General features: G+C 71.6%; 18 protein-coding genes and 1 riboswitch. Of the genes, 9 read left to right on the forward strand and 9 right to left on the reverse strand.

Annotation, left to right across the window (positions count from 1 at the left end):
• Window positions 1–5 precede the first annotated feature (5 nt).
• The 3 genes from ABGB10_RS22830 to ABGB10_RS22840 all read right to left on the reverse strand — a co-directional run bounded on the left by ABGB10_RS22830 (window position 6) and on the right by ABGB10_RS22840 (window position 3,169).
• A complete protein-coding gene (locus ABGB10_RS22830) occupies window positions 6–2,069 on the reverse strand; it encodes a glycogen debranching N-terminal domain-containing protein (RefSeq protein WP_347662933.1) in 2,064 nt (687 codons plus the stop codon).
• Window positions 2,066–2,473, reverse strand: a complete 408-nt coding sequence (locus tag ABGB10_RS22835) for an SCP2 sterol-binding domain-containing protein (RefSeq protein ID WP_347662934.1) — start codon at window positions 2,471–2,473, stop codon at window positions 2,066–2,068. Before ABGB10_RS22835 ends, ABGB10_RS22830 begins: the two co-directional genes overlap by 4 nt.
• A 186-nt stretch (window positions 2,474–2,659) precedes the next feature.
• On the reverse strand, window positions 2,660–3,169 hold the full coding sequence (locus ABGB10_RS22840) for a DUF664 domain-containing protein (RefSeq protein ID WP_347662935.1): 510 nt from the start codon (window positions 3,167–3,169) through the stop codon (window positions 2,660–2,662).
• Window positions 3,170–3,247: 78 nt separating this feature from the next.
• Here ABGB10_RS22840 and ABGB10_RS22845 point away from each other — a divergent pair, with 78 nt between their 5' ends.
• Window positions 3,248–3,763, forward strand: a complete 516-nt coding sequence (locus ABGB10_RS22845; RefSeq protein WP_347662936.1) for a 2'-5' RNA ligase family protein — start codon at window positions 3,248–3,250, stop codon at window positions 3,761–3,763.
• 13 nt (window positions 3,764–3,776) lie between these two features.
• Here ABGB10_RS22845 and ABGB10_RS22850 read toward each other — a convergent pair whose 3' ends face one another.
• The 3 genes from ABGB10_RS22850 to ABGB10_RS22860 are packed head-to-tail and all read right to left on the reverse strand — an operon-like array spanning window position 3,777 to window position 5,888.
• Window positions 3,777–4,550, reverse strand: coding sequence for an SDR family oxidoreductase (locus ABGB10_RS22850; RefSeq protein ID WP_347662937.1), 774 nt, complete (start codon window positions 4,548–4,550; stop codon window positions 3,777–3,779).
• Window positions 4,547–5,200, reverse strand: a complete 654-nt coding sequence (locus tag ABGB10_RS22855) for a TetR/AcrR family transcriptional regulator (protein WP_347662938.1) — start codon at window positions 5,198–5,200, stop codon at window positions 4,547–4,549. The genes ABGB10_RS22850 and ABGB10_RS22855 overlap by 4 nt, the downstream gene beginning before the upstream one ends.
• The gene (locus ABGB10_RS22860; protein ID WP_347662939.1) at window positions 5,175–5,888 is read right to left on the reverse strand and encodes an alpha/beta hydrolase; all 714 of its coding nucleotides are present in this window, start codon (window positions 5,886–5,888) and stop codon (window positions 5,175–5,177) included. Before ABGB10_RS22860 ends, ABGB10_RS22855 begins: the two co-directional genes overlap by 26 nt.
• Before the next feature lie 305 nt (window positions 5,889–6,193).
• Here ABGB10_RS22860 and ABGB10_RS22865 point away from each other — a divergent pair, with 305 nt between their 5' ends.
• The gene (locus ABGB10_RS22865; RefSeq protein WP_145784350.1) at window positions 6,194–6,385 is read left to right on the forward strand and encodes a hypothetical protein; all 192 of its coding nucleotides are present in this window, start codon (window positions 6,194–6,196) and stop codon (window positions 6,383–6,385) included.
• Window positions 6,386–6,400: 15 nt separating this feature from the next.
• Here the strand turns inward: ABGB10_RS22865 and corA are convergent, their stop codons facing one another.
• The gene (gene corA / locus ABGB10_RS22870; RefSeq protein WP_347662940.1) at window positions 6,401–7,531 is read right to left on the reverse strand and encodes a magnesium/cobalt transporter CorA; all 1,131 of its coding nucleotides are present in this window, start codon (window positions 7,529–7,531) and stop codon (window positions 6,401–6,403) included.
• A gap of 188 nt (window positions 7,532–7,719) precedes the next feature.
• Here corA and ABGB10_RS22875 point away from each other — a divergent pair, with 188 nt between their 5' ends.
• The 4 genes from ABGB10_RS22875 (at window position 7,720) to ABGB10_RS22890 (ending at window position 12,559) form a co-directional block, all read left to right on the forward strand.
• Window positions 7,720–9,660: an amino acid transporter gene (locus tag ABGB10_RS22875; RefSeq protein ID WP_347662941.1), complete on the forward strand. Its 1,941-nt coding sequence runs from the start codon at window positions 7,720–7,722 to the stop codon at window positions 9,658–9,660.
• Window positions 9,661–9,746: 86 nt separating this feature from the next.
• Window positions 9,747–9,858, forward strand: a riboswitch (SAM riboswitch).
• Between the two features lie 278 nt (window positions 9,859–10,136).
• Window positions 10,137–11,003: an ABC transporter substrate-binding protein gene (locus ABGB10_RS22880; protein WP_347662942.1), complete on the forward strand. Its 867-nt coding sequence runs from the start codon at window positions 10,137–10,139 to the stop codon at window positions 11,001–11,003.
• 42 nt (window positions 11,004–11,045) lie between these two features.
• Window positions 11,046–11,819, forward strand: a complete 774-nt coding sequence (locus tag ABGB10_RS22885; protein WP_347662943.1) for an amino acid ABC transporter permease — start codon at window positions 11,046–11,048, stop codon at window positions 11,817–11,819.
• Complete coding sequence (locus ABGB10_RS22890) at window positions 11,816–12,559, forward strand: amino acid ABC transporter ATP-binding protein (protein ID WP_347662944.1); 744 nt, start codon at window positions 11,816–11,818, stop codon at window positions 12,557–12,559. The genes ABGB10_RS22885 and ABGB10_RS22890 overlap by 4 nt, the downstream gene beginning before the upstream one ends.
• A gap of 27 nt (window positions 12,560–12,586) precedes the next feature.
• Here the strand turns inward: ABGB10_RS22890 and ABGB10_RS22895 are convergent, their stop codons facing one another.
• Both ABGB10_RS22895 and ABGB10_RS22900 read right to left on the reverse strand, forming a co-directional pair.
• The gene (locus ABGB10_RS22895) at window positions 12,587–14,164 is read right to left on the reverse strand and encodes a Na+/H+ antiporter (protein ID WP_347662945.1); all 1,578 of its coding nucleotides are present in this window, start codon (window positions 14,162–14,164) and stop codon (window positions 12,587–12,589) included.
• A gap of 112 nt (window positions 14,165–14,276) precedes the next feature.
• The gene (locus ABGB10_RS22900) at window positions 14,277–17,612 is read right to left on the reverse strand and encodes a BTAD domain-containing putative transcriptional regulator (protein ID WP_347662946.1); all 3,336 of its coding nucleotides are present in this window, start codon (window positions 17,610–17,612) and stop codon (window positions 14,277–14,279) included.
• Between the two features lie 139 nt (window positions 17,613–17,751).
• Here ABGB10_RS22900 and ABGB10_RS22905 point away from each other — a divergent pair, with 139 nt between their 5' ends.
• The 3 genes from ABGB10_RS22905 to ABGB10_RS22915 all read left to right on the forward strand — a co-directional run bounded on the left by ABGB10_RS22905 (window position 17,752) and on the right by ABGB10_RS22915 (window position 19,824).
• Window positions 17,752–18,630 carry an alpha/beta hydrolase gene (locus ABGB10_RS22905; RefSeq protein ID WP_347662947.1) on the forward strand — a complete coding sequence of 293 codons (879 nt, stop codon included), beginning with the start codon at window positions 17,752–17,754 and terminating at the stop codon, window positions 18,628–18,630.
• 352 nt (window positions 18,631–18,982) lie between these two features.
• A complete protein-coding gene (locus ABGB10_RS22910; RefSeq protein ID WP_347662948.1) occupies window positions 18,983–19,432 on the forward strand; it encodes a hypothetical protein in 450 nt (149 codons plus the stop codon).
• The gene (locus ABGB10_RS22915; RefSeq protein ID WP_347662949.1) at window positions 19,429–19,824 is read left to right on the forward strand and encodes a hypothetical protein; all 396 of its coding nucleotides are present in this window, start codon (window positions 19,429–19,431) and stop codon (window positions 19,822–19,824) included. The genes ABGB10_RS22910 and ABGB10_RS22915 overlap by 4 nt, the downstream gene beginning before the upstream one ends.
• Window positions 19,825–19,867: the final 43 nt, after the last annotated feature.

The following is a 19,867-nucleotide window of genomic DNA, read 5'->3' on the forward strand; positions in this document are numbered from 1 at the left end:
GCCGCTCAGCGCAGGCGTGAGCCGGATCGGTGCGCCGTGGTCCGGTCCCTGGCGTAGGCGTCGGAGCGACCCCAGCGGCCCGGGATGTCGAGCAGCTCCAACCGACCGAATCCCTCGGGCACGGCCGGGTTGACCAGCAGGTTGTCGCCGGTGGGTCGCAGCCCCAGCATGGTGCCCAGCAGCATCAACAGCGCCCCCGACGACCACGCCTGCGGGCGACCGGCCGCCGGCAACTGGACGGGATACTTCGTCAGCCGGCGTTCGTGCCCGGCGATCATCTCCGGCACGGCCCCACCGAGGGTGTGCGCCATGTCGAAGATGCCGGCCGTGATCGTGGCCGCCTGCGCGTCGTACCGGTAGCGGCGCAGCCCGGCGGCGATCAGGGCGTTGTCCGCCGGCCACACCGCGCCCAGATGTGACCCCATCGGGTTGTACGGGCGCTGCCCGGTGGCGAAGGTACGCACCCCCCAACCGCCGAACAACCGCGACCCGACCAGGTGCTCGGCGACGGCTCCGGCGCGGTCGTCCGCGACGATCCCGCTCCACAGCAGGTGCCCCATGTTGGACGACAGCGCGTCGACCGGCTCGCCGTACGGGTCGAGCGCCAGGGCGTAGTACTCCTGGTGCGGCAGCCAGAAGTCCCGGTTGAAGCGCTCCTTGAGCGCTGCGGCCTCCCGCTCCAGCCGGTCGGCGTACGCGGGGTCGCCCCAGAACTCCCGGGCCAGCCGGGCGCCGCGCCTCTTCGCGTCGTACGCGTAGCCCTGCAACTCGCAGGTGGCACGGGGAAAGGCCGGTTGTCGGCCGTCCGCACCGGTGATCGCGTCCGGCGTGTCCTTCCAACACTGGTTGATCGCGCCGTCGCGCTCGTTGCGGCGCTGGTAGCGCACGTAACCGTCCCCGGTCAGGTCGCCGTACTCGTCGATCCAGTCCAACGCCATCCGGGCCGGATGGCGCAGCTCGTGCACCAGGTCCACGTCACCGGACCAGCGCTCGTACTCGTCGAGCAGGATCACGAAGAGCGGGGTGGTGTCCGCCGCGCCGTAGTACAACGCGTTCGCCCGGTCGCCGAACGCGCCGGACTCGCCGTAGCGGAGGTGGGCCAGGATCTTGCCCGGCTCCTCGTCCAGGTCGTCGTCGAGCCGGGCGCCCTGCAGGAACGCCAGCATCCGCAGCGTCGCGGGGGTCAACTCGGGGGTGAACGCCATCGTCTGCAGGCACGTGATGATGCTGTGCCGTCCGCACAGCCACATCGTCCACGGCAGACCGGCGATCGGCACCCGTTCGCGCGACGACCACGGCTTGTACCGCAGTGCCGCGAGGTCGGCCAAGGCTCCCTGGTACAGCTCCTCCAGCCCGTCGCGTTCGGCAACCAGCGTCGGGGCCCGGTCCATCCAGCCCGCCAGGTCCTCGCGCATCCCCACCCGTACGGCCCGCTGGTGCGACTCCAGCGAGGCGCGGACGTCCTCGCCGCCTTCGCCGCCCATGGTCATGGCGATGTGCAGGTCGGTCTCCCACTTGCCGTCCGGGGCGACCCGGATCCGGAACGTCATTCCCTCCTCGTCCACCTCGACCGGGGCGGTGCTCTGCACCGTGGTCTGGCGGACGAACCGTTGCCGCTGGTAGCGCAGCATCAGCTGGCGGTTGGCCGAGTCCGGCGTGACCTCGACGACCCGCCGCCGGAGGCGGCCGATCTCGGCGATGTCGGTGAAGTCGCTACCCATCTCCACTCGTACGGTGAACTCGGCGGGCTCTGCCGAGTGGTTGAGCACCGTGATCTTCTCGTGCGCACAGTCGTGGATCGAACGGTGCCGGATGATCGACACGTCGGCGTCGACGTAGTGGCTCGCCGCGCCGGGGACCAGGAAGAACCGGGTCTCGAAGTACGTCATGTCGTCACGGGACAGTGCGTTGATCCGTTCGCCGTCGATCTTGAGCACCCAGTGGGACAGGAAACGGGTGTCGTACGCGAAGAGGCCGACGGGTGCTTGCGGGTCGGCCTCGATGTCACCCTGGGCGTCGCTGATCGCGAACACGTTGCCGGCGATCACGTGCAGCAGTTCCTGCTTCACGACCTACCCTCCCGAGCGGCAGGCGCGGTCCGGGCCGCCAGGGCGGCCCGACCCAGCTCCCGAGGATGGCGGGCGTCGGCCGGCCCCGCGAAGATTCGCCGTAGCACCAGCAGCAGGCGCATGTCGCCCTGCATGGTCAGCTCGTTGCGTAGCATCGCCGCACCGGGATGCAGCTCACCGTTGACCATGCGGTCGAACACCCGGTGGTCCAAGCGGACCACCAGATCGGCGTCGTCAGCCGAGCGGGTCACCTGGACGTGCTGGTCGGAGATGGTCAGATACCAGTGGTCGGTGCAGCCGTCGCCGCGCACGTCCAGCCGCAGCGTGCCCGCTGTCGTCTCCGGCAGGTCGGGGCGCCGACCGGCGTCCAACTGTTGCAGGTACTGCTCTGCCGTCACGCCCATCAGTTCCCCTCCCCCACGGTTCTCCGCAGGATCACCCGCGCCCGGGTGAGGCCGGTTCACCCGAAACGGGTGAGTGCCCCGGCGAGCCGATGCCGGCCGTTCGGGCATCGGCGGGGAAGGGATCGGCGGGGAGGGCAGCCGACGGAGGGCCGGGCCGTGATCGTGCCGTGAGCCGGCAGACCGCGGTCAGCCGGTTTCGAGCAGACCACGCAGGTAGGCGGCCTGACCCACGTGTTGCAGGTCGTCCTCGGCGACACTGACCAGCCGGACGCCGAGGGTGACCGGCGGGTCCCACCCCTCGTCGACGACGCGGTCCAGGTCCGCCGGGCGCAGGCCGGCCAGGAACTCCCCGGTACGCGACGCGACCGCCCCGTAGTAGTCGATCAACGCCGGTGCGCTCTCCGGCCGCACCGCCGCGACCTGCTCGGGCGAGTGCCCGTAGCCCGTGTCGTCGGGGTCGGCGGTGAGGCCGAACCGGCCCGCCCAGTCGCCACGCACCCAGATCTGCTCGGCGTCGAGCACGTCGGCGACGTGATGGTCCTGCACCCGGGTGAGGTGCCAGACCAGCCAGCCGATCGAGTTGTGGCCCGGCGCGGGCTGGTGGCGCAGTTGCTCCGGGCTGAGGCCCTCCACCGCCGCGCGGACGAGGTCGGGCAGCCGGTCGTACGTCTCGGTCAGCAGATCACTCACGTCCACCGGGCACGCCTCCTGGTCGGTTTCCGGTCAGGTACCGCCGAGGACGGGCGCCCAAACCTCGGCCGCTACGGTGATCGGATGGTCGCGGCGGTGGAGTTGTATCTGGACCCGGACGCCACCCGCCGGATCCGGGTGCTGTGGGACGCGCTGGAGACCGAGGGCGTGCAGAGCATGCGTTCACTGCTGGAACAACGTCACCGCCCGCACGTCTCGCTGGCGGTGGCTCCGCGGTTCGACCCGGAACAGGTCGCCGCGGCCCTGCACGGGACGGTGGTGGCCGCTCCCCTGCGGCTCGAATTCCAACACGCCGGCCAGTTCGTCGGTCGGGTGCTCTGGCTCGGCCCTGCGCCCACCCCGGAGCTGCTGGCCCACCACCGCGCGGTCTACGACCGGCTCGCCGCCGCCGGCATCCCGTTGACCGAGCACTACCAGCCGGGCCGTTGGGTGCCGCACTGCACGCTCTCCATGCGGGTACCGAACGCGCTGATGGCCGCTGCGGTGCGGCGCTGCCTGGAGGTGTTGCCGCTGGCCGCGACCGTGGTCGGCGCGGCTCTCACCGACCACGCCCGCGGCATCGCCCACCCGCTGCCCTGACCACCTCGGACCCTCAGTGCACGAGGGTCGAGATCCAACCGCCATCGACGCTCAGCGTCTGACCGGTGATGAACGAACTCGCCGGCGTGGCGAAGAAGAGCACCGCCTGGGCGAGGTCCTCCGGTTCACCGAGACGACCCAGGGCGTACTGGGACGTCATCTGCTTCTCGAGCGTGGGATCGGCGAACACGACAGCCGACATGTCGGTCCGGGTCATGGCGGGTCGCACGGCGTTGACCCGGACGCCCCGCGGCCCCCACTCGGCCGCCAGCGAGCGGGTGATGGCGTCGACCCCGCCCTTCGTCGTGGCGTAGAGGCTCTGGTAGCCGATGCTCCGCTCGCTGCCGATGACCGACGAGATGTTGATGATGCTGCCGCCGCCGTGGTCGGCCATGTGGGCGGCTGCCCGTCCACCCAACAGCAGCGGGGTACGCGTGTTCAGCCGCCAGAGGGCGTCCGCCTCCTCCTCGGTCAACTCGTTGCTGGCGGTGAAGTTCTCCGCGGCGGCGTTGTTGACCAGGACGTCGAGCCGGCCGAGCCGACCCACTGCCGTTTCCAGCACCCGCTCGACCGCGCCAGCCTCGGCCAGGTCGGTCACGATGATCTCGGCGCCCGCCGGCAGGGTGTCGGCCACCGCACGCAGTGACTCCTCCGTTCTGCCGGCCAGGGCCAGTCGGGCTCCGGCCGTGGCCAGCAGGCTGGCGACGCTTGCGCCGATGCCGCGACCACCACCGGTGACGAGGGCGGTGCGGCCGGCCAGCGGATGGCGGGGCAGTCCCTGGTTCATGACCTTGACTCCTTGCTCACGTTGTCGTCGGCTGGCCGGCGATAGGCGCCGTACCACCAGATCTTTCCCAGTTCGCGGGCGAACGCTGCGTCGCCCGTGCCGTCGTCGACCTCGATGTGTCGGGCGATGGCCTGCCCGCCGCCCCACACGATCACCCGACTCGCCGCCACCGCGTCCAGGTCGGCGGGTGTCGCGCCGGACTGCTGCTGGGCGATCAGGGTGCGCAGGACGGCGTCGTCGAACTCCTCCAGGTCGGCCGTGTGGAAGCCACGTACCGTCGAGTCGTAGGTGGCCACCTCGCGCAGGGCCGCGAGCACCGGGCCGTTCTGCCGGTGGATCGTGATCACGTCGACGAAGAACCGCGCGTACCGCTCGGCGCCGTCCTCACCGGCGCTGGGGTCCCACGCACGCGCCAGCTCCAACAGCCGTTCCCGCAGGGCACCGGAGAGGCGGATGATCAACGCGGTCTTGTCGCGGAAGTGCGCGTAGAAGGTCGCGCGGGAGACGTGGGCCTCCGCGAGGATCCGCTGGACGCTGATCTCGGTGTACCGCTCGCCTCGCTTGAGGAGGCGCTCGGTCGCGTCGAGGATCTGCGTCTCGGCGGCCGACGGCCCGTCGGCCTGCCTACGACCGCGGGTGACGGAGGGCATCGATCTCAGCCAGCATGGCGGCGAACTCCTCGGGATGCGAGTAGAACGGGGCGTGGTGACCGGGGGTCCGGTGGACGTGGTCGGCCCGCTCAGCCATCTGCTCGGCGATGGTGCCGGTCAGGGAGATGTCGGCAGCGGGAATGACGTAACTGTTCGGCACCTCGCGCCAGCCGGCCCGGGTGACCGTCTCGAAGTCGGCGCGAACACTCTGCGGCACCAGCCGGGCGATCGCGGTGGCGGTCGCCGGGTTGCCCAGATCGCCGTCGTAGAACGCGGCTGGCAGGTTGAGGTCGTGGTTCGCCGCCGGTCGCAGGCCGGTCAGCGACTCCGGCGCCGGCACGCCGTGGATGCCGAACATGCTCTCCCCGACGTCGAGCATGTACGCCGCGACGTAGACGACGTGCACGACGTTCGAGTTCGCACTGATCGCCTCGGTGACCGGCACTCCGCTGTAGGAGTGCGCCACGACGATCACCGGGCCGCTCATCTCGGCGAGCGCCTGCCGGATGGTGCGGGCGTCGTCGTACATGCCGGGGTACGGGTCGCCCGTGGAGGCATCGCGAACCGCGCTCGGCAGGCTGATGGTGCGGGACTGCCGGCCCTGCTCCGCGAGCACCTTCTGCAACGGCTCCCAGACCCACTCACCGTGATGGCCACCGTGAACCAGGAGGAAGGTGACGGAATCCATGTGTGTTCACTCCAAGACAGACGACAGTGGGCTACGGCGAGCAACCATACATGCTGTATGGATAACGTGTTCACTCCACTGCCGCCTCGCCATCGCGCGCGAGTCATCGTCCCGCTGACCGCTCCACTACCGGCGCATAATGTCCGGTTTTGCGGGCCACAGTCGGAAACCCGAAAACAAGCGGTGCGGATGCGGCCAGGCGTGGGATGGTTCGACATAGATGCCGTCCTGCCGAGCGCGGTTCGCCCGGCCGGCGGCGCGGGCTCACGCCGCGCCGCCCACGGCGGCTTCGACGAGGAGGGGCAGTGCCTATGCAGGCTCAGCGCAGGCCACCGCGAGCGGAGCGGAGCCAGAGCCGGGACGACCGGACCGCCGGCGGCATGACCGGGGCGGCCACGCCCCTGACGATCTGGGCCGCCGCCGTCCTGCTCGGCCGGATCAGTGCCGGCGACGACGACGTCGAGGACGAACGGCACATCCTGCGCGGCATCGAGTGATCCCGGGCGGGCGGCTCACAGCCAGCCGCGCCGCTTGAAGATCAGATAAAGGGTGCCGCAGACCAGCAGCATCAACAGCAGCGCGAACAGGTAGCCGAAGCGCCAGTTCAACTCCGGCATGTGGACGAAATTCATCCCGTACACGGTGCCGATGAGCGTGGGAGCGAACAGGATCGCCGCCCAGGACGAGACCTTCTTCAGCTCCTCGTTCTGCGCGTAGCTGGCCGCCGTGAGGCTCCGCATCTCCTCGTTCTGCTGCTGCGAGACGAGCGTGGCGTTGACGGTGAGGATGTTCTGCAACAGGTGCCGGAACCCGTCCACCCGCTCCACCACCTGGGTCAGGTGGTCGGTCACGTCCCGCAGCGAGCGGCGCAGCTCCTCGTCCGTGTCGGCACTGCCCGCGCCGTCGGCCAGCGCGTCGAGCACCGCGAGCAGGGGCCGCGCGGCGCGCTGGAACTGGATCACCTCGCGGCTCAGGCCGTAGATGCGCCGGCTCGCGTTCGGGTCGCCACCGAACACCTGGGTCTCGATCTCGTCGATGTCGTTCTCCAACCCGGCCACCACCGGCGCGTACCCGTCGACGACCTGGTCGAGGATCGCGTACAGGACCGCCTCGGGCCCCCGGGCGAGCACCTGCGCCTCGACCTCCATGCGCCGCCGCACCGCGGCCAGATCCGGTGCCTCACCGTGCCGGACGGTGATCACGAAGCCCGGCCCGATGAACAGGTGCAACTCGGAGAACTCGACCTCCTCCCGAAGGTCGTCGTAGCGGGCGGCGCGCAGCACCACGAACAGGGTCTCCCCGTAACGTTCCAGCTTGGGTCGCTGGTGGGCGTTGATCGCGTCCTCGACCGCCAGGTCGTGCAGCCGGAACTCCCGCGCCAGCGAGGTGATCTGCTCGATGTCGGGCCGGTACAACCCGATCCAGGCCATCGCGCCGTCCTGCTCCTGCAGGCAGCGGTACGTCTCGGCGAGGCCGGACGGCGAGGCGAACCGGTGCCCGCGGATGTACACGGCGCTGTCCACCAGACCGCCGGCGGGCGGAGCGGGTGACTCGGTGGACGGTGGCACGCCGACCCTGGTCTCGTACTCGTCGAGTTGGCGACCGAAGCCACCACCCGGGCGGAAGCGACGGCCACCGACCATGCCCTGTCCCCTCCCCCGGTGACGCCCGGTCCGGCACACTCCCGCCAACCCGGGGGCGCTGCTTCCCCCCTGTTTCGGGCCCGAAACCCGCGCTGGGGCGGTGTGGGTTCCCCGCACCGGCGGACGGGCGCGCCACCGCGGGCGGATACTCACGGTGACCAGGGGCGGGACTGACGGGGGACGCGCCGGTGGGGGTCGACGAACGCGCGGGCCGGCTGCGGGTGTGGCTGCTGCGTGCCGCCGCGGAGGAGCCCGTGCAGCATCCGGGGCCGCACGGGCGTCCACCGGAGCACCGGCACCACCCCTGGTGGAAGGTGATGTGTCTGACCGGGGTCGACTACTTCTCGACACTGGGCTACCAGCCGGGCATCGCGGCGCTCGCGGCCGGGGCGCTCTCGCCGGTGGCGACCCTGGTGCTGGTGCTGGTGACCCTGCTGGGCGCGCTGCCGGTCTACCGGCGGGTGGCGGTGGAGAGCCCGCACGGTGAGGGTTCCATCGCGATGCTGGTGCGCCTGCTGAGCTACTGGCCGGGCAAGTTGCTGGTGCTGGTGCTGCTCGGTTTCGCGGCCACCGACTTCATCATCACCATCACCCTCTCGGCCGCCGACGCGACCGCGCACATCGACGAGAACCCGTTCTGGCCCGGTGGGCTCAAGGGACACGAGGTGCTGCTCACGCTGCTGCTGGTGGCGCTGCTGGGCGCGGTGTTCCTCAAGGGATTCACCGAGGCCATCGGAATCGCCGTCGTCCTGGTCGCGCTCTACCTGACACTGAACGCGGTGGTGATGGCCGACGGGCTGTGGCGGGTGGTGACGCACCCGAGCGCGGTCGGGGACTGGACCACCACGCTGACCACCGGTCACGGTGACCCGTGGATGGTGGTCGCGCTGTCGCTGTTGGTCTTTCCGAAGCTGGCACTGGGTCTGTCCGGCTTCGAGACCGGGGTGGCCGTCATGCCGAGTGTGCGGGGCGATCCGCAGGATTCCGAGGCGCGACCGCTGGGCCGGATCCGTGGCGCTCGCCGGCTGCTCACCACCGCCGCCGTGATCATGAGCGTCTTCCTGATCACCAGCAGCGTGACGACCACCATCCTGATCCCGCCGGAGGCATTCCAGCCGGGCGGGCCGGCGAACGGTCGGGCGCTGGCCTACCTGGCGCACGCCCATCTCGGGGAGGTGTTCGGCACCGTCTACGACCTGTCCACCATCGGGATCCTCTGGTTCGCGGGGGCATCGGCGATGGCCGGGCTGCTCAACCTCGTACCCCGCTACCTGCCCCGCTACGGCATGGCACCGACCTGGGCGCGGGCGGTCCGGCCGCTGGTGCTGGTGTTCACCGCGGTGGCGTTCCTGATCACGGTCGTCTTCGAGGCCAGCGTGGACGCGCAGGGTGGCGCGTACGCCACCGGGGTTCTGGTGTTGATCACGTCGGCGGCGACCGCGGTGACGCTCGCGGCGGTGCGGCGCCGGCAGCGCGGCCGCGTCGTCGCGTTCGGAACCATCGCGGTGATCTTCGTCTACACCACCCTGGCGAACGTGGTGGAACGCCCCGACGGGGTCAAGATCGCGACGTGTTTCATCGGCGGGATCATCCTGGTGTCGGTGCTGTCCCGGTTGTCCCGGGCCTACGAGCTGCGCGTCGACCACGTCGAGCTGGACCCGGTCGCGGCCCGGATGGTCGACGAACGCGCCGGACGGCGGATCCGCCTCGTCGCGCACGAGCCCGACCGCCGGGACGAGGCGGAGTACCGCGCCAAGCTGGCGCAGACCATGGCGGACAACGACTTCCCCGACGACAGCGACGTCATCTTCGTCGAGGTCCAGGTCACCGACCCGTCCGACTTCGAGACCGAGCTGCTGGTCCGCGGCAGCGTGGTCGACGGCCGCTTCCCGGTACTCAGCCTGGCCAGTTCGTCGGTGCCCAGCGCGCTCGCCGCCCTGCTGCTGGAGATCCGCGACCGCAGCAGTCGGCGCCCACACATCTACTTCGAGTGGAGCGAGGGCAGCCCCGGCCGCAACATCCTGCGCTACCTGGCGTTCGGGCAGGGCGCCATCGCCTCGGTGACCCGGGAGATCCTGCGCCGCCACGAGCCCGACCCGCACCGTCGACCGCACGTGCACGCCGGCTGACCTGCGAGCGGGCAGCTCGTCGCGCACGGTGAGCGTGGTCATAACGACTGGACGATCCACCCGTGCCTGCTGCTAGCCTCGGCGCAGGTCATGAGTGCCAGCGCGAAGCCCCGGCTCGCTGGCCGGCAACCCTCCTCCGCGGTGGGGTGCCCCGGGTGAAGACCAGGCACCGACGGGACGTCGGTGCAAGCGTGGCCTGGCACCCAGGTCAGCACAGACCCGGGAGAACCATGCGCATCCTCAGCACCACCCCACCGACAGACGTCGCGGATGTCCGCGCCGGTTGGCCCTCGCCGGCACTGACCCGGCGACGGCACGTGGACATGATGCGAATGTGCAGCGCCGCGTGTCGTCGCGGCACCACGCACTAGCGCAGCGCTCCTCCCGAACCCTCTCCCTCTCCGGTACGCCCATCGGGCGCGCCGTCGGCGACGCACACCCGTGCGTGCCGGGACACGACCTTTTCGGAGACACCCGTGCGACTTCTTCCTGCCCTGACCCGTGCCACCGCCCTGGGCGCGGCCACCATCCTGGCCGCCACCGCGCTCACCGCCTGCGGCGACGACAGCTCCTCCGACGCCACCGCCAACCCGTACGGCCTGGCGCAGCCGGGGGTGCTGCGGGCCGGCACGCTGACCGACGCCCCGCCGAACGTGTACCTCAAGGACGGCAAGTTCACCGGCTTCGACAACGACCTGCTGACCGCCGTGGCCGGCAAGCTCGGCCTCAAGGTCGAGTTCGTCGGCACCGACTTCTCCGCGCTGCTCTCCCAGGTCAACAACCACAAGTTCGACGTCGGCAGCTCCTCGATCACGATCACCGAGGCACGGAAGAAGACCGTCGACTTCGGCAACGGCTACGACTTCGGCTACTTCGGCCTGGACGTCCCGGCCGGCTCCCCGATCACCGGCTTCGACCAGCTCGCCGGCAAGCGGGTCGTGGTGGTGCAGGGCACCGTGCAGGACGACTACGCCACCGGCAAGCAGCTCGACCCGGTGCGGGTGCCGGACTACAACGGCGCGATCAACCAGCTCAAGGCCGGCACCGCCGACGCGTGGATCGCCCCGGCCGAGATCGGCGAGAAGTCGGCCGCCGACAGCAACGGCAAGATCACCGTGGCGGCCAAGCAGCTCAGCCCGGCGCCGACCGCGTACGCCGTCGCCAAGGGCGGCGACAAGCTGCGCGAGGCGCTGAACAAGGGCCTCGACGAGGTCATCGCGGACGGCACCTGGAGCCGGTTGCAGGCCCAGTACTACCCGGGCCGGCCGGTCCCGGCGGACTTCAAGCCGGGCAGCGGCACGGTGCCGGTGTCGGCGGCGCCGTCCGCGTCGTCCGCCTCCTGAGTACCCGGTGACGAGCGAGCAGGACGGTAGGAGAGGCGACCGATGGATCCGTTGAGCACCCTGTGGGAGACGTTCTTCGACTGGGACGCGATGGGCGAGGCGCTGCCCGAGATGTTGACCGTCGGGTTGCCGAACACGCTGATCCTGGCGGTCTCCGCCGCCCTGCTCGGCTCGGTGCTGGGGCTGCTGCTGGCCGTCGCCGGGATCTCCCGCAGCCGGTGGTTGCGCTGGCCGGCACGGGTCTACACCGACGTGTTCCGGGGGCTGCCGGCCGCGGCGACGATCCTGTTGATCGGCGTCGGGCTGGCCCCGCTGGGCATGCAGGTATGGGGACCGGACCCCTACCCGTTGGGGATCCTGGCGCTGTCGCTGATCGCCGCCGCGTACATCGGGGAGATCTTCCGCTCCGGCATCCAGTCGGTGGAGGCCGCCCAGTTGGAGGGCGCACGTGCGCTCGGCTTCTCCTGGAGCGACGCGATGCGGCTGGTGATCATTCCGCAGGGCATCCGGCGGGTCCTGCCGGCCTGGGTCAACCAGCTCATCGCGCTGATCAAGGACTCCAGCCTGGTCTACTTCCTCGGCCTGGTGGCCAGCCAGCGGGAGCTGTTCCGGATCGGGCAGGACTACGCGGCCACCACCGGCAACGAGTCCGCGCTGCTCCTGGCCGGACTCTTCTACCTGGCGCTGACCGTTCCGCTGACGCACGTCGTGAACTGGATCGACAGGCGGCTGCGCCACGGCCGGCCAGCCACCGCACCGGACGACGAGGACGACGAACTGCCGTTGCCCGCCACGATCCAGGGAGACCGTCGATGACCACCACCACCGCCACCTCGGTCAGCCTCGACGTACGCGACGTGCACCTCGCCTTCGGGCCGAACCGGGTGCTGCGCGGCGTCGACCTCACGGTGCCGCGGGGCGCGACGGCCTGCGTGATCGGCCCGTCCGGGTCCGGCAAGTCCACCCTCCTGCGCACCATCAACCGGCTGATCGAGCCGGACCGTGGCGACGTGCTGTTGGACGGGCGCAGCGTGCTGGGCGACGACCCGGACGGCCTGCGGCAGCGGGTCGGAATGGTCTTCCAGCAGTTCAACCTCTTCCCGCACATGAGCGTGCTGCGCAACGTCACGCTCGCGCTGCGCCGGCTCCGCAAACTCGGCGAGGACGAGGCGGAGGCCGTCGCCCGGGCCCAACTGGACCTGGTGGGGTTGGCCGCCAAGGCCGACGCACGACCGGCGCAGCTCTCCGGCGGTCAGCAGCAGCGGGTGGCGATCGCCCGGGCGCTGGCGCTGCGGCCCGAGGTGATGCTCTTCGACGAGGCCACCTCGGCACTCGATCCGGAGCTGGTCAAGGGCGTGCTCGGGGTGATGGCCGACCTGTCCGCCGCGGGCATGACCATGGTGGTGGTCACCCACGAGATGGGCTTCGCCCGGCAGGTCGCCGACACCGTCGCCTTCATGGACCGGGGCGTGGTGCTGGAGGCCGGCCCGCCCGAGGCGGTCTTCGAACGGGCCGAGCATCCTCGGCTGCGCCGGTTCCTCGACCAGGTGCTCTGAGTCGCTGCGACCGGAAGCCGCTGACGCTCACTCGTTCGGTCCGCGCCCCAGCAGCCGGATCTCCTCGTTGTCCAGGGCGGCCTGGAGTTCCTGCAGCACCAGGTCGTCGATCTCCCGGTTGTCGCGCAGGCGGGTGACCTCCCGACGTTTGTGGGCGAGGACCTTCAGGCGCAGTTGGCGTTCCACCCGGCGTTCCTCGGCGGTGCTCCCCCCGCTCTCGTCGACGTCCGCCAGGTGCCTCTGGTACTCGGCTTGCAGCCGACGGACCTGTTCCTCCCCGGCGCCGATCTCGGCGGCGACCTGGGGCAGGGCGGCCAGGCCCGCCTCGGTGGCCCGCCGCCGGGCATTCCGGGCCTCGTGGACGCGTTCCGGGTCGCCGACCAGCCCCGCCCAGCGCACGACCAACGGCAGGGTGGTGCCCTGGAGCAGCATGATCAGCACGATCACCAGCGCGGCGACGAAGATGATCAGGTCGCGCTCGACCACCGGTCGACCGTCGACCGTCACGGTCGGGACAGCCAGCGCGGCGGCCAGCGACACCGCGCCCCGGAAACCGGACCAGCCCGCGACGGTCCCCACCCGCCAGTTGGAGGGACCTCCGCCGCCGTCGTCCACCATCCGGCGGCGCCGCAGCCGCGCCAACCGCGCGGTGAGGTAGATGAAAAGCAGGCGGGTGCCGATCACGACCAGCGTGACCACCAGCACGATCACCAGAGCCCGCTCGGGCGAGGTGCTGGTGATGCCCCGCACCGCGCGGGGTATCTGCGTGCCGAGAAGGACGAACAGCCCACCGTTGATCAGGAACGTGGACAGGTCCCAGAACGCGTACGCCAGGACCCGCGACCGGGCGCGGATCACCCGTGGACCGGCATAGGACAGCACCAGCCCGGCGACCACCACCGCCAGCACACCGCTGGCATGCACCGCGTCGGCCAGCAGGAACGCGGCGAACGGCGTGAGCACGCTCAGCGCGCCCTCCCGAAGCGGGTCGTCGAGCCGTTTGCGGACCAGCACCACGGCCGCCCCGACCAGCACACCGGCCAACACGCCGCCGACGCTGGCGCCGACGAACTCCTCACCGATGCCCAGCGCGCCCGGCTCCGCGCTCTGGGTGAGCAGACCCACGGTCACCGCGAAGACCACCAGGGCGGTGCCGTCGTTGATCAGACTCTCGGCGTGCAGGGTGGTGAGCAGCTTTCGGGGCAGCCGTTTCGCGAGCCCGGTGACCGCTGCGGCGTCGGTCGGGGCGAGGACCGCGCCGAGCACCCAGGCGGCGGCGGGGTTCACCCCGAACGCCTGCGCGGTGAACGACACCATGACCATCGTGAGCACCACCAGCACCACGGCGAGCGACCCGATCACCGGAAGGTTGGCCCGGATCTCGCGCAGACTGATGGTGAGGCTCTCCCGGTACAGGATCGCCGGTAGGAAGATCAGCAGCACCAGGTCGGGTTCCAGGGTCACCTCGGACAGCGGAGGCGTCAGGCCGAGCAGCACCCCGAACGCGATGAGCAGGACCGGCGGGGCCACCCGGTACCGTCCGCCGAGCGTGGTGCCGATCAGGACGGTGGCGCCCAGCACCACGATCATGACGAGCGCCTGCACGGCGTACCCCCTTGATCGCCGCCGGCGGTGGACGCGCCGGTGGTTCCATCTGACCGCACCCACCGGTGGTTCCGAGGAGAATCGGCAAGTCGCCGTGGGCGGCGGGTGGCGATCAGCGGGCGGGGGTGGCGGCCCGGGCCCGGGCCGTGACCATGCGGGCTTGCCGGCGATGCTCGGCCGATTCCTCCGCACGGCCCAGTGCGCCGGCCAGGGCCGCGAGGTGCCCGGCCACCGGGCCGAGGGTGAGCACGCCGCTGCCGGCAGCCAGTTCCTCCGCCGCCGGCAACAGTTCGGCGTAGACGCGTTCCATCGTGACCCGGTCACCGAGGGCACGCGCCGCCCCACCGACGAGGCAGAGACGCGCCTCCCGGAGAAGATCGTGTGGCCCGTCCGGAAGTGCCCGCAAGGCCGCTGCCGCAGCGTCCCGATCACCGTCGGCGAGCAGCAGCAACGGCCGGACCCACGGCTCGTGCGGCCCCCAGTCCGCAGCCGCCCAGCCGGCCCCGTCCAGGCCGGGAACCGGTCGGTCGAGACCGTCGGCCCCGGCGAGCGGACGGTCGTCGTCGACGGCCTCAGCCAGCCGCAGGCCGAGCAGCGCGAGCGGAAGCAGCCCACGGGTCAGGCCCGGCATGCCGTCGGCGGGCAGGCGGCCGGCCGCCGCGTGGTAGGCGTCCGCCGCCGCGGCCGACTCGCCGTCGAGTGCCAGGCGCAGTGCGGCGAACCACCTGGTGAAGACCGCGACCAACGGCAGCTCGTACCGCTCGGCGAGGCGGTCGGCGGCGCGGGCGTGCTCGTCGGCAGCGGGCCGGTCGGCCAGCGCGCAGTACGCCTGGACCAGGACGAGGTGACCGAGCACCTCGAAGGTCACCAACCCGTGCCGGGCGGCCAGGTCGACCAGCTCACCACCGATCCGGGCCCGGTCAGCAGCCAGGCCGACGCGCTGGAATGTGTGCATGAAGCGGGCGTTGAGCGCGAAGGCCAGCAGCCCGGGGTCGTTGACCGTCCGGGCGATCGTCTCGGCCTCGTACGCCGCCCGGCGACCACGGTCGGTGGTGGTGCCACGCAACTCCAGCGCGAGGGTACTCAGCAGTCGGCTGCGCTGCGCCGAGCCGGTCGGACCGCGCGCGGTCAGGGCCTGCTCGGCGGCTCGGACGATGTGCCCAGAGAGCAGGTCGTCGTCGTTGCGCGTCCAGATCGCGGGTACGTCGAAGCCGGCCAGCACCTCCTCGATCAGCAGCGGATCGCCGGCTGACTCGGCAGCGGTGATCGCCTCGGCACGTCGCCTTCGCGCCTCGGCCAACCGCCCGGTCACGGCCAGCGCGCGCCCCAGACCGAGCAGTGCGGTCAACCGCTCGCGCTGCTCGACGCCGCCGGCGCGGTCGTACGCCTCGATCACCTGCCCCCACAGGCGAGCCGCCTCGTGCGGGTTGCCGCCGTGTTCGGCCTGCTCGGCAGCCGTGCGGGCGTACACCCCGGCACGACCGGCAGCGGCCCGTCCGCCCGCGCGGAGCAGGTGGTGCGCGATCGCGGCGGGCTCGACGGGTTCTCGTTGTCGAAGCCCTTCGGCGATGGCCGCGTGCCAGGCGGCGCGGCGCGGTGTGGACAGGTCGGCGTAGAGCGTGTCGCGGACCAGGATGTGGGTGAAGCGCAGCCGCCCGTCGGGCTCCCGCTCGGTGAGGAAACCGGCCCGCAGGGCGCGGTCGACGGCGTCCAACACGACTGCGGAGTCGCCCGCCAGGGAGGTGAGGACCTCCAGGTCGAGGTCCCGGCCGAGCACGGCAGCCTGCCGCAGGACGGTGCGCGTCGGCGTGGGTAGCTGCGCCAGCCGGTGCCGGATCACGTCGCGTACCCCGGGCGGCACCGAGGCCAGCGCGGCCTCCCCCTCGCTCGCGTACAACTGGGCCAGCTCTCGGACGAAGAACGGGTTGCCGCCGCTACGGTCGTGGATCAACTGGGCGGAGGCCGGGGCGAGAGCCGCGCCGACGACGGCGCGAGCCAACTCACCCGTCGCCGGCGCGGACAGGCCGGCGAGATACTCCCGGGTCGGCTCCAGCCCGGCGACACGCGCCAGGGCGGCGGTCAGCTCCGGACTGATCTCGGTGGCCCGGTAGGTGCCGAGAACGAGCACCGGTCCGGTGGCCGGATGCGGCCCGGTGAGCAGGGCGGTCAGCAGGTCCAGGGTGTCACCGTCGGCGCGGTGCAGGTCGTCGAGGACCACGAGCACCGGCCCCCGGTCGGCGACCGCCGCAACCAACGACGCCACCGCCCGGTGCCGACGAAACCGCCTACCGGCGGGGTCGCCCGATTCGTCGACCGGCCCGGCGGCCTTCACCTCGCCGGCCAGCCCCGTGAGCGCGTCGGTGACCTGGGTCCACGGCCAGGCCGGCGGGGCGCCCTCGTACTCCGGGCTGCGCCCCCACGCCGTGGTCCAGCCCTCGGCGGCGAGCCGCTGGGCCAACGTCTCGGCCATCGCGGTCTTTCCGGCACCCGGGTCGCCGCTGAGGAGCGCGAGGGTGGGCCTGCGCCGTCGGAGTGCGGCCTCGGCGGCCTGCCGCAGGCGGTCCAGTTCCACGTCCCGGCCGACGAACGGACGCTGCCGCGCCGGGCCCGGCCCAGCAAGCCGCCGCAGGCGGGGAGTGGCGCCGTCACCGAGGGTCGGGGTGAGATGCGGCGCCTGGGCCAGGACGTCGGCTTCCAGCCTCTGCAACTCGGGCCCCGGGTCCACGCCCAACTCGGTCGCCAGGACGCTGCGCGCCTCGCGCAGTGCGGCCAGCGCGTCTCCCTGCCGACCGGCGCGGTACCGGGCCACCGCGAGTAACCGCCAGGCGTCCTCCCGCAGCGGATAGCTGGCCAGGTGAGCCGGCAGGTCGGCGGCGGCTTCGTCCGGCCGACCCAGTGCCAACAGAGCCTCCGCCCGCCGTTCGACGGCCAGCATCCGCAACTCGTCGAGTCGGTTGATCTCGGCAGCCGCCCAGACCTCGTTCGCGCAGTCCGCGTACGCGGGCCCCCGCCAGAGCCGGAGTGCCTCGTCCAGGGCGGTCAGGGCCGGCGCTGGACGTCCCGCCGCGAGCAGTTGGCCCGTCTCGCCGACGGCTGCCTCGAACCGGCCGGCGTCCACCGCGTCCGGGGCGACCCGCAGCACGTACCCCGGTGGCTCGGTGACCAGGATCCGGGGCGGCTGCCGGGGTGGCCGATCGGGCTCCAGTGCCCGGCGCAGGTCGGCGACGAAGGTCCGGATCGCGCCCACCGCGCCGTCCGGTGCGACCTCCCACAGGTCGTCGACCAGACGCTGCACCGGCACCACCCGCCCCTGGGCGATCAACAGACGGGCCAGCACCAGGCGGTGCCGGTGCCCGCGCAGCGGCGCCGGACCACGCCCGGTGACGGCGGTCACCGGCCCGAGGACGCCGAAGGTCACGGTGTCCGGTGCCGTCGGCTGCCTGGTCATGGCATCAATCTAGGCGCGACGGCCAGCCCGCACTGATCCGACGCTGACCGTCCGCTGATCAGCGCGGAGCAGGCTCGACGACGTACGACGGCGTGGGGCGACCGCCCCAGCCGGCACTGCTCAGCAGAGAGGTTCTCCCGTGGACCCCAGGATCAACGGATTCGACTACCGGCGCGTGAGCGTCGCCGACGGTGTGACGCTCAACGCCGCCGTGGGCGGATCCGGACCAGCGGTCGTACTACTGCACGGTTTCCCGCAGACCCACCTCATGTGGCGGCACGTCGCGGCCGACCTGGCCGCCGACCACACGGTCATCTGCCCCGACCTGCGCGGCTACGGCGACAGCGACAAGCCCGTCGACACCGACGGCACCGGGTACGCCAAACGCACCATGGCGGCCGACGTCGTGGCGCTGGCCGGCGCACTCGGTCACGAACGGTTCGCGCTGGCCGGCCACGACCGGGGTGCGCTCGTCGCCTTCCGCGCCGGCCTGGACCACCCGGCGGCGATCAGCCGGCTCGCGTTGCTCGACGTGGTGCCGACCCTGGACATGTGGGAGGTGCTGCACGGCACGAGCGCGGCGGTCGCGTTCCACCTGTACCTCATGGCGCAGCCACCCGGACTGCCCGAGGAGTTGATCGGTGGCAGCCCCGACGCCTTCTTCGGCCACTTCCTCGACGCCTGGACCCGTGACCCGGAGTCGCTGCCGGCGGACGTGCGGGCGGCCTACCTGCGGGCGTCCCGTAACGCGGTCACCTCGATCGTCGCCGACTATCGCGCGTCGGCCGGCATCGACGTGGCCCACGACACCGCCGACCGCGAGGCCGGCAACAAACTGCGCATGCCGGTGACCGTGCTCCAACAGGACTGGGGTGCCGCGCTGGGCTACGACGCAGCCGGGGTGTGGCGGGCCTGGGCACCCGACCTGGAGCACCGGACGGTCACCTCCGGGCACTTCATGGCGGAGGAGGCACCGGCCGAGGTGGTCCAGGCGCTGCGGGCGCTGCTCGACCGCTGACCGATCGGCGACCCGACCACACCTCCATCACCATCGGTAAAATTTACGACACTCTTGGCTACCGAGCTGGTGACGTGGTCGGGTCGCCGCACTCCATCCGACCCGATCCGCGGAAACCGGGCCTGAACAGGCTTTGACCTGCGGTAATGCGACGCGACACCCAGTGGACGATGACCGGTCATCGGTGCTAAACAGGCAGATACCGGCAGCCAACGACGTCGAGTCGCTCCCTCCTCGCCTTACGACTGACCAGCCGCAACGCACCAGCGCCGCATGCCGCTCCATGGTCGCGATCGGACGGCACCGGCCCGTTTGCCGCTGCGGGAGGCCGGTCCCCGACCAAGGAGTTGCCGTGGGAACCTCCCGTATCCGATCCCGACACGAACCGTACGAGATCGCCGCCCTGGTCGCGGCACCCGTCTGTGGCGTTCTGATGATGACCCTCGACGTCCGGCCGATCTCCGTGCAGACGGCCATGCCCGGGCCCGTCCAGATCGCCTGGGAGCTGGGGCTGGTCGCGGTGGGTGTGGGCGGGATGCTGGGCATCCTGTGGCCCGGCCGGCTCTCCACCGGGCTCGGCCTCGAACTCGCGTCGGTACTGGTGCTCGGCACGATCACCGGCATGTACGCGGTGGCCCTGGTGACCATGTCGGGTCGACAATCCCTCGCCGCGACGTCGTTCGTCGTGGCGGTGACGGTCGGATCGCTCTGGCGGGCCACGCAGATCGCCGTCGGCCTGCGCCGCCTGGCCCGGGCTTGCGAAGTTGTCAGTTACGAACCCCTGCAGGCAGGTGTCACGTGATTACCTCCCCGGCGCCGGCCGCACCCTACTGGGTGCAGCTGGCGCTCAGCGTGCTCGGCATCATCGGCGGAGGCACCGGCCTCGCCGCGATCGCCACCGTGGTGGTGCAGCGGAGCAAGTTCAAGGCCGACGCCGCCGACACCCTCACCGAGGCCGCCCTCACCCTGGTGCAGCCGTTGCAGACCCGGATCGCCCAGTTGGAGGGCGAGGCGTCAGGCGCGCGATCCGAGCTGGGCGTGCTTCGCGAGCAGGTCAACCAGTTGCAGTTCGTGGTCCGGGTGCTCACCCGGACGCTGGACCGCTGGAGGGCCGCGATCCGTGCCCCAGACGCCACCCTGCGGAAGGTCCGCGCGATGGTGGCGGAGACCGACCGTTCGCCCGAGGATCCCTGAGCCGCACCGAGTCCGCGCAGTGCGGCTCCCCTGGTCAGGAGAC

This window comes from Micromonospora sp. B9E7 (genome assembly GCF_039871815.1).
In the GTDB taxonomy this organism is placed as follows: Bacteria; Actinomycetota; Actinomycetes; order Mycobacteriales; family Micromonosporaceae; genus Micromonospora.